We start from the raw sequence: 8014 nt of genomic DNA on the forward strand, positions 1-8014 counted from the left end.
TTACTTTATCAGCTTTGCTGCTTTTGTCAATTTACCTAGGTTGAGCAATTACCAAGCTTTAATCCTAGAAACGCTAAGGACTGACAAACAAGTTCGCGGATAATCTCCGAATTTTCACTTAACTCAGAGGTAAACACGATCGCATCCATGCCTCCTAAACTCATAAGCATGGAACCGAGGCATGACCGCAAACGATGAAGGTAAATATCCAACGCCTGTTTTGCTCTGGAATTATCTGTATCAATTGCTGAGCCTACTGATTGTAACTCTATCGATGCACCAGCAGTGCTAACTAGACTCGTTTTTTTATCTACTTCTCGATCTGGGGAATTGCCTCTGTCCTCTCGCATCATCTCATTTAAAACATTGGGGTCAATGGAACCAGAACTATAATCAATCATCAAACCTTCTAGAGGAGTGAATCCCGTGGCAGTATCGATAATTTGACCATTATGAATAGCGGCAAGAGAACAGCCACCGTCTAAATTACAGGTAATCAGCCGCAGTTCTTTAAGGTTTTGTTCTAAGATTTCAGCAGCCCGTTCGGCGCAATATTGGTGGATACTCTCATTCAGTCCATAATGCTGTTTATCAACTTCTACAGGAGAACTGGATACTGAAGAGATAGTAGCAAGATTAGCGATTTGAGAAGCCTTGTTAGGTTCTTTGGTAGCAAGCTCGGCAGCGTCTACAAGTGACTTGGGAACAATCTCTCGCCAATCTAGATCCAGCCTCTCGCAAATTTCAAAAAATGTAAATCGCTCAATTGGCTTCCCTGTAAAAAAACGGTAAATAGGTTGCCGTGTTTTGATTCCCACTTCAATTGCAAGATATTCTTGAGTCCAACCTCTGTTATTAAACCGTTCCTTGGCTGCTTTAATTCCTGCTGGTGATGCTTTTAGAGATCGTTTAGATATAGCAAAATACTCCTTTTAGATAATGTAATAGCACATAGCAATAGTAACTAAATATTTTAAATGCCAACATAAATATTTGTAATTAAATCAAACGCTTAATAAAATCACACATTCGATCAGAAGAAATGTATGGTTTTAAGAGAAAATGTATGATTTTAAGGGAAAACGTGTGATTTAAAATCATACATTTGATTTCCAAATCAATGTAAATCCAGCTCTGCAAAGCTTTGTCGCGATCGCCCCATCATCAATTTCTGACTGGGACTCAAGTTCTCTGGCACGAACCGATCCGAATTTACGCGTGTCATGGTTAGCTTCTTGCTCAAATTCATACTTAGCAGGAAAAGTAAGGTTTTAGAATCCATCCGATCGCGATCGCAATTCGTACTATTGATTAGATGATTTGAATTAAGGAACGATGAATATGTTAAAGCGAAATTTCTACTTCTTCTGTGGCGTTGTTGCCGCCATCTCTTTTGCTGCTTTTTCCCTCAGCTCTCTTTCCAAAGGAAATGCGATCGATACATCGGCTAAAACAAATCTAGCGAATAGCTCCACTACACTCTCTCCATCCGATGAAAAAGGAAAGGCTACCGTAGTATTCGCGGGTGGTTGCTTTTGGGGAGTGGAAGCTGTATTCGAGCATCTCAAGGGCGTTACAAATGTCGTCTCTGGATACTCGGGTGGAACTGCTGATACCGCACATTATGAGACAGTTAGCTCAGGACAGACAGGACATGCCGAGTCTGTGAAAATCACCTACGATCCATCCCAAATTTCCTACGAACAACTTCTCAAGGTCTATTTCCTCGTAGCACATGACCCCACCCAATTAAATCGACAAGGGCCCGATCGCGGCACGCAATATCGTTCGGCTATCTTTTTTGCGAATGCCGAACAAAAGCAGATTGCAGAAACCTACATTGCTCGGCTTAATCAGGAAAAAGCTTTCTCAAAACCGATTGTGACTCAGGTAGTACCTTTGCAGAGTTTTTATGCTGCCGAAGATTATCACCAAGATTTCATTGTGCATAATCCCAACTATCCCTATGTCGTCGTTCACGATCTACCCAAACTCGAACAATTACGCAAACAGTTCCCTGAAATGTACAAATAAAGCAAAGGGTTTCCCATTGAGAATGGCGAGATCTAGTACGTACCAAGTCATGGCTTTGCGATCGGATTTAACTTCAACTTTAATGGTTGGAGCAGGAACATCAATGAATGAATTATTCATGGTTTCACCCATATTTGCGATTTTTAACTAAATTTCACGAATTTTACAATACCCCAAGCAATCCTGCGATCGGGTACAGCACGATCGCAGGATTGCTACTTTGCGAAATATACTCAGAATGTTAGCTTTAGCTCTACTTATATATTGATCTGTAATGAGTTAACATTGCAGAACATAACCTTTTTAGACAGGTTGGGTGCAATTAACAAGGTAATTCCCCCATGACCGCTTCTCAACAGTCAAACCCTTGGATAGGGCGTACAGTTGGCGATCGCAATCGATATCGCATTACCAGTCGCTTGGGTGGCGGCGGGATGGGAGATGTTTTCTTGGCTGTAGATACTCTACTCGGTCAACAGGTGGCTTTAAAGTTACTCAAAGAAAAACTTCTTGGCGAAGGGGACTTGAGGCAGAGATTTGAGCGAGAGGTTCTCCTCTGTGCGGCGATTCAGAGCGAGAATGTCGTGCAGGTAAAAGACTATGGGGTGATCGATGAGGGCTACCCCTTTTATGTCATGGAATATTTACGGGGACAGACCCTAGGACAGCTCCTACAAAAAGAAAAGCGCCTCTCGGTCGAACGCTCTGTAGGCATAATTAGTCAAGTTTGCGACGGATTGCACAAGGCACATCAAGGAGTTGTGATGTCCCATGATGGTGCTACCTCTGGCGAACTTGTTCAGATCGTGCACCGAGACTTAAAGCCCGAAAATATTTTTTTAGTACATACATCCTTAGGCGAGTTGGTTAAGGTTCTAGATTTTGGGATTGCCAAGGTTTTTAGCAATGAGACCCCATCTACCAACACGGGTTTGTTTATGGGAACTTTTCAATATGCTGCTCCCGAACAAATTGAGGCTAGAAAAGATCTCGATCTGCGAGCAGATATCTATAGCATCGGTATGATTCTTTATGAAATGCTGAGTGGCTCTGACCCCTTTGGCTGTAGCCTCGATGGCAATGCAGCAGGAGGAACTTGCTGGTTGCGATCGCATGTCTACGAACCACCCCGATCGCTGCGATCGCAGCCAGATTGCGAGCATTTATCGATCAAATTAGAAGCCGTAGTGATGCAGTGCCTGCGGAAAGTACCTAGTGGGCGCTTTAGTTCTGTTTCAGCATTGAACCAAGCCTTGCAAACCGCAACGGGGATAAAGGTAGATGCTAGGACGATGATGCGATCGCTGACATCCTCGGCTGAAACAATTATCATGAAGCCTGTTGTAGCAGATCCGCCCGTACCTGTAACCTCTGATAGCACCCCGTCTCAGTCAGTGAGAGCGTCACAGTTTACAAGCTATCTTTCCTATATGCAGGTAAAAGTGGAACCAATTTTGCTCAATTATATTGGGCCAATTGCACCAATCCTATTGAAGCAGGCTAGTTCACAAGCTTCCAGTCCTTCCGATCTGATTAAGCGATTGATTCAGCACATACCTGCAAACAAGCAATCAGAATTTAAAGCCGCTGTCAAAACAGCGATCGGAACAGTGGATACCAACCCAGGCAAGGGGCAAAAGACTGCACCTCCTTCTGTACCTCCAACCGCTATGCCTAGCAATCAACAAATAAGCCAGATCTTTATCGATCGCTGCGAAAAGGAACTTGCTGAAATTATCGGACCGATGGCACGCTTGATTTTGCAAAAAACGCTAGCACTCAAACCTTCTTCTCAAGCACAGTTAGTCGAAATGCTGGCGGAGCAGATTCCTAATCCGACCTATGCTGCAAAGTTTCGCCAACGTTTGGGATAGCTGGTTAGTTGTCATTTATCAGGCCTATTCAACATTTCCATTGCCATAGCTAGACTAAGCTTCATGCGATTAAAAGCCTCAGCTAAAACGCCAATTTCATCATGGGAAGTTTGTTCAAATTCAGATTCCATTTTGCCTGTGCTGACATCTTGGGCAACTTGAGCCATGCGTCTGAGTGGCTTAATCACGGCTTGTTTTAAGAGCAAATTGATTAACAAAATCGCGATCGCAAACACACTACAGACTGCCAGCATTACAAACAACAGCGATTGTCTAGCACTATTGACAATTTCTTGGGCTGGCACAGAGATAATCTGAGCGCCAACAATTTCATTGAGCTTCCAACCAAATCCATTTTCACGACCGTAGCTGGCTAGCATACTTTTGGGTGCAGCTTCTGGTGTACTGTGACAGCGCAGGCAACTCTCTTTGCCAACCGCTATGGGACGCGCAATATAAAACAAGTCCCCCCCAGGAAAAGACCGAAAGCCCGTTAACTCTTTAAGCCCCGAATCATTGCGAAACCGCTGTACCAAGTCTGACTCAAAGCTATCTGCTTTATCTCTCAGGTTGGTGGGATTGAGTGTCGCTTCTTTATAAAAGAAGTCAGCGTAGTCTTTATTTGTACGCAGATGTTCAAATACTTCTCGGGCTGAATAACCTGGAACGGTTTGTGGCAAAAACTCTGCTTCTGTCTCTAGTCTTGGTGCTAGTTGGGGATTTACCTGCGTACTCGTGTAGTTGCGCACAGAGTTCATTGTCTGAATCAACACCAAAGCTTTAGAGACAATTTGAGATTCGGCATTCCGATTGAGGATTGCTGACAAAGCGATCCCACTACTCACAATGCTAATTAAAAAAGCTGTGAGTAGAAGTAGGTTAAACTTTGCTCCAAGTCTGAGATTTTTAAACATGGCGGCTTTACAATACAGGCAAGAAAAGTATAAACCTCATTTACGCCGTGCATTACTTTCTAAATTATGTTTTCACGCCGCCTGTTACTCAGTCACTTTCTATTGGGATTGCTCGTCAGTTGCACGCAGGGAACGCCTACTAGTAGGAAGAAGCTCATTGTTGGTATTGTTGGCTATGGTGAAGGTAATAAGTCTATCGATCAGTACGCTCGCTTTAAAGATCACCTGTCTGCTCAGACAAACTCAGTCATAGAGTTAGAGCCTGCCTTTAACGAGGTGAAGGCACTTGAGCAAATTCAACGGCGGGTCTGGTCGCTTGTATTTGCACCGCCCGGTTTGGCTGCGATCGCGATCTCTAAAGAACAGTACATCCCGCTATTCCCAATTCAGGGAGTGGCAAATTTACACTCTGTATTAGTCGTCAAAAAAGATAGCCCCATACAAAAACTTCAAGATCTGCAAGATCAGGCGATCGCTTTAGGGCAGGTGGGTTCGGCAACAGGGTACTACCTTCCCATTTTTGACCTCTATGGTTTGAAACTATCGGAAATTGTATTTGCACCTACCCCAAAAGCTATCTTAGAAATGGTAGATGCAGGAACAGTTGCGGCAGGCGCAGTCTCTAAACCCGAATTTGACCGATTTAGCTTGGAATTAGGGCAGCAAAAATTTCGTATCCTTCAAAGCAGTTCAAAGAGCGTGCCGCCAGGGATGGTCTTGCTAGCACCGACCGTAGAACGCAATGAGCAAGAGCAAATTGCTGCTGCGATGAAATCCGCCTCACCTACAATTATTGCTGAGGCTGGATATATTACCAATGTGCCACTGCCCGACTATGCTTTTTTAATTGAGGTCGTTGAGAGAGTCAGACCGATCGTAACCCGTATCAAACAAAAGCCTGCTCCACTCTACGAAGAAAAGCGAGAAACGGGGAAAACTTAAGATCGCGTGGCATTTTGTCACCCGCACAAGCATAATTGCCCTCTAAGATAGGTAGCAGATGTGGTATTTACTAGGCATTTTGAAAGCGCACAGCGCGTAACATTCAAAGTCTGCTCCGTCACACATTCAATAAAAGTTGGTATTACGTAAGGGAAATCTATGGCAGCTATTGGCATCATGACCGCGCAAGTCCGACAAGAAAGGGCTGTAGGGCAGATTCATGTCTACGATGGCAAGGGCAAGGGTAAATCACAAGCCGCCCTCGGTGTGGTCTTGCGATCGCTGGGGCTAGGCATGGCAGCAACAGAAGCCTCACACCCCTTTGAAACCCGAATTTTGCTGTTGCGATTTCTCAAAGGGCCCGAGCGCGAATATGAGGAAGACGCGGCGATCGCGGCTTTACAACAAGGATTTCCACACCTAATCGACCATGTCCGCACAGGGCGAGCCGATTATTTTGATGCCGAGCATGTTACACCACTCGATCGCCAGGAAGCCCAAAGGGGTTGGGATGTGGCAAAAGGTGCTATGGCGTCGGGGCTGTACTCGGTGATTGTTTTAGACGAAATTAACCCCGTTCTCGATTTGGGACTGTTGCCGATTGATAAGGTCGTCAAAGACCTCAAGCACAAACCCGAGCATATCGAAGTCATTGCCACAGGTCGGGGTGCGCCCCAAGCTCTGCTAGACATTGCCGATCTGCACTCAGAAATGCGTCCCCACGAACATCCCAATGCTGAAAGCTATGGCGTATCGGGAATTGAGATCTATACAGGGGCAGGCAAGGGTAAAAGTACTTCTGCCTTGGGTCGATCGCTGAAGGCGATCGGTACGGGGATCAGCCGCGATTTATCGCACCGCGTCTTAATCATGCAATGGCTCAAAGGTGGCTCAGGCTATACCGAAGATGCGGCGATCGCTGCCCTGCGTCGCAGTTTTCCCCATGTCGTCGATCACCAACGTTGCGGACGCGATGCGATCGTCTGGCGCGGACAACAACAAGAAATTGACACGATCGAGGCGCAACGGGGTTGGGAAATTGCCCAAGCTGCGATCGCTTCTGGGCTTTACAAAACAATTATTCTGGACGAACTCAACCCTACGGTCGATCTCGATCTGTTGCCCGTTGACCCCATATGTCAAGCTTTACTCCGCAAGCCTCGCGATACCGAAGTAATTATTACGGGACGTTGCTTGCATCCCCCCGCCTATTTCGATCTCGCCAGCGTCCATTCTGAGATGGTTTGTCACAAACACTATGCCGAGAAAGGAGTCGATCTAAAGCGAGGCGTCGATTTTTAAAGAATGGGTTAAACTAATCACTATGATAATTTTTGTTTAGACATAGCTGTTGTAGACCATGGAATCACTGTTTTCTACTCAAGGTGTCATGATCATGCTGCTGGGAGCCTACGCGGTTGCCATGTGGATGTTTTTGACCAGTGCGCCCAAAGTCCATACATTGATGGTGTCTGATATGGAGCAGGCAAAATATTTTTACGAAGGGCAACTGCAACTGCCGATCGCCGATGTGCCACTGCATTACTATTATGGCTATGAGCACGGGCTAACGGCTGGTACTGACCCCATCTATCTCCCTTCCGAAGCCAGAACGTCTCGCTCAAAATATTCTGCGGATTCAGAAGGGGCGTGGTATCAATTACAAAAAAACATTCAATTGCATGTCGTCCCGGGTGCCAATGTTACGGAACCCAATCGTGGTCGGCATATTTGCTTTAACCGAGACTGTGTCGAGCAGGTGTTGTTGCGAATTCAAATGAAAGGCGTTAAGCACAAGATTCGTAGCGAAAAACCGCTCAAGTTTTTGGTCAAAGACCCTGACGGTCAAGTTATCGAGATTGCTGAAGTTGTAACCTAATCGAACTGCGAGATTCAGCGATTTAAACAAGTTTGCGTTTCCTGCTAAACACGAGAAACGCATTGTCAAACATGCTACCTAAGCAATTAGGTAGTTTTTTTATGCAGACTATGAAAGTTGAGCCAATTGCTGTTTGACCGATGCACGGAAACCTACCAAAACAGATCGCGTTACGATCGCATCCTCAGTTCCAAACTATTGCTGAGGATTGCTATACACTACAAATTCTTATGCACCAACAAATTTTGCATTGAGCTCGCCAGTTGTTTGAGTTTAATGGGTTTACTCAGATAATCGTTGGCTCCCACCTCAAGACATTCGCCAATTCAAGGATGAAATGCAACGCCTAGAGATCTTTGCGTAAAGGGACT

At 45.2% G+C, this 8014-nt stretch carries 8 protein-coding genes; 5 read left to right on the forward strand and 3 right to left on the reverse strand.

What is annotated here, in order from left to right; translation table 11 throughout:
• Positions 1–35: 35 nt before the first annotated feature.
• On the reverse strand, positions 36–818 hold the full coding sequence (locus tag V2H45_RS23900; RefSeq protein ID WP_330486204.1) for a hypothetical protein: 783 nt from the start codon (positions 816–818) through the stop codon (positions 36–38).
• Between the two features lie 523 nt (positions 819–1341).
• On the opposite strand from V2H45_RS23900, the gene msrA reads away from it, so the two are divergent.
• Positions 1342–2034, forward strand: a complete 693-nt coding sequence (msrA, locus tag V2H45_RS23905) for a peptide-methionine (S)-S-oxide reductase MsrA (RefSeq protein ID WP_330486205.1) — start codon at positions 1342–1344, stop codon at positions 2032–2034.
• On the opposite strand, the gene V2H45_RS23910 is transcribed toward msrA, so the two are convergent.
• Positions 2002–2154 carry a hypothetical protein gene (locus tag V2H45_RS23910; protein ID WP_330486206.1) on the reverse strand — a complete coding sequence of 51 codons (153 nt, stop codon included), beginning with the start codon at positions 2152–2154 and terminating at the stop codon, positions 2002–2004. The genes msrA and V2H45_RS23910 overlap by 33 nt on opposite strands.
• A 221-nt stretch (positions 2155–2375) precedes the next feature.
• Between V2H45_RS23910 and V2H45_RS23915 the strand changes: the two genes are divergently transcribed.
• A complete protein-coding gene (locus V2H45_RS23915) occupies positions 2376–3908 on the forward strand; it encodes a serine/threonine protein kinase (RefSeq protein WP_330486207.1) in 1533 nt (510 codons plus the stop codon).
• Positions 3909–3919: 11 nt separating this feature from the next.
• Here the strand turns inward: V2H45_RS23915 and V2H45_RS23920 are convergent, their stop codons facing one another.
• Positions 3920–4822, reverse strand: coding sequence for a c-type heme family protein (locus tag V2H45_RS23920; protein ID WP_330486208.1), 903 nt, complete (start codon positions 4820–4822; stop codon positions 3920–3922).
• 66 nt (positions 4823–4888) lie between these two features.
• Here V2H45_RS23920 and V2H45_RS23925 point away from each other — a divergent pair, with 66 nt between their 5' ends.
• The 3 genes from V2H45_RS23925 (at position 4889) to V2H45_RS23935 (ending at position 7643) form a co-directional block, all read left to right on the forward strand.
• Positions 4889–5764, forward strand: coding sequence for a phosphate/phosphite/phosphonate ABC transporter substrate-binding protein (locus tag V2H45_RS23925; protein WP_330486209.1), 876 nt, complete (start codon positions 4889–4891; stop codon positions 5762–5764).
• A 159-nt stretch (positions 5765–5923) separates the two neighbouring features.
• On the forward strand, positions 5924–7066 hold the full coding sequence (locus tag V2H45_RS23930; protein WP_330486210.1) for a cob(I)yrinic acid a,c-diamide adenosyltransferase: 1143 nt from the start codon (positions 5924–5926) through the stop codon (positions 7064–7066).
• Between the two features lie 58 nt (positions 7067–7124).
• Entirely contained in the window at positions 7125–7643 is a 519-nt protein-coding gene (locus V2H45_RS23935; RefSeq protein WP_330486211.1) for a VOC family protein, read from the forward strand.
• Positions 7644–8014 lie beyond the last annotated feature (371 nt).

It is taken from the genome of Tumidithrix elongata BACA0141 (assembly GCF_036349135.1).
GTDB classification, from domain to species: Bacteria; Cyanobacteriota; Cyanobacteriia; order Pseudanabaenales; family Pseudanabaenaceae; genus Tumidithrix; species Tumidithrix elongata.

What these genes read in the sequence shown, in the direction of transcription:
- msrA (WP_330486205.1), top strand. Translation starts at nt 1,342, where the DNA reads ATGTTAAAGCGAAATTTCTACTTCTTCTGTGGCGTTGTTGCCGCCATC.
- V2H45_RS23910 (WP_330486206.1), bottom strand. Translation starts at nt 2,154, where the DNA reads ATGAATAATTCATTCATTGATGTTCCTGCTCCAACCATTAAAGTTGAA.
- V2H45_RS23915 (WP_330486207.1), top strand. Translation starts at nt 2,376, where the DNA reads ATGACCGCTTCTCAACAGTCAAACCCTTGGATAGGGCGTACAGTTGGC.
- V2H45_RS23920 (WP_330486208.1), bottom strand. Translation starts at nt 4,822, where the DNA reads ATGTTTAAAAATCTCAGACTTGGAGCAAAGTTTAACCTACTTCTACTC.
- V2H45_RS23925 (WP_330486209.1), top strand. Translation starts at nt 4,889, where the DNA reads ATGTTTTCACGCCGCCTGTTACTCAGTCACTTTCTATTGGGATTGCTC.
- V2H45_RS23930 (WP_330486210.1), top strand. Translation starts at nt 5,924, where the DNA reads ATGGCAGCTATTGGCATCATGACCGCGCAAGTCCGACAAGAAAGGGCT.
- V2H45_RS23935 (WP_330486211.1), top strand. Translation starts at nt 7,125, where the DNA reads ATGGAATCACTGTTTTCTACTCAAGGTGTCATGATCATGCTGCTGGGA.